The following is a 408-nucleotide window of genomic DNA, read 5'->3' on the forward strand; positions in this document are numbered from 1 at the left end:
GGATTGGTCAAAGAATGCGTTAGGGTTTTACTTACCATAGTATTGGCGGCGGCCCTAACGCCCGGCCCGGCTCTTGGTTCCCGGAAAAACAGCCCGCGGGCCGTTAAGCCGCGGCCGTGCGTGGGCGTCGTGATATCCGAGGATACTCGGGGCGGATCTGCCGTCCGAGGCCCTCCCCGGACGGGTTCTGTCGGCCGAAGGAAACGGCGCGCCGGGTTGGACATGGATGGACCGGCCGGTGCGCAGCGGGGTCCGTCAACCGGCCAAGGCGCGCATCTCCGAGACACCATCGTGGAGCACGTAACCGCGACCCCAGACGGTCTCGATGTAGTTCTTGCCCTGGCTGGCGTTCGCCAGCTTCTTGCGCAGCTTGCAGATGAAGACGTCGATGATCTTCAGCTCGGGCTC

The 408-nt window shown here is 64.2% G+C and carries 1 protein-coding gene; it reads right to left on the minus strand.

Annotation, left to right across the window (positions count from 1 at the left end; all coding sequences use genetic code 11):
* Positions 1-255: 255 nt before the first annotated feature.
* Positions 256-408, minus strand: a 153-nt coding sequence (locus ASF18_RS24610; RefSeq protein ID WP_244472639.1) for a helix-turn-helix domain-containing protein, incomplete at its 5' end; no start/stop codon positions are given.

This window comes from Methylobacterium sp. Leaf89 (genome assembly GCF_001422215.1).
GTDB lineage: Bacteria > Pseudomonadota > Alphaproteobacteria > Rhizobiales > Beijerinckiaceae > Methylobacterium.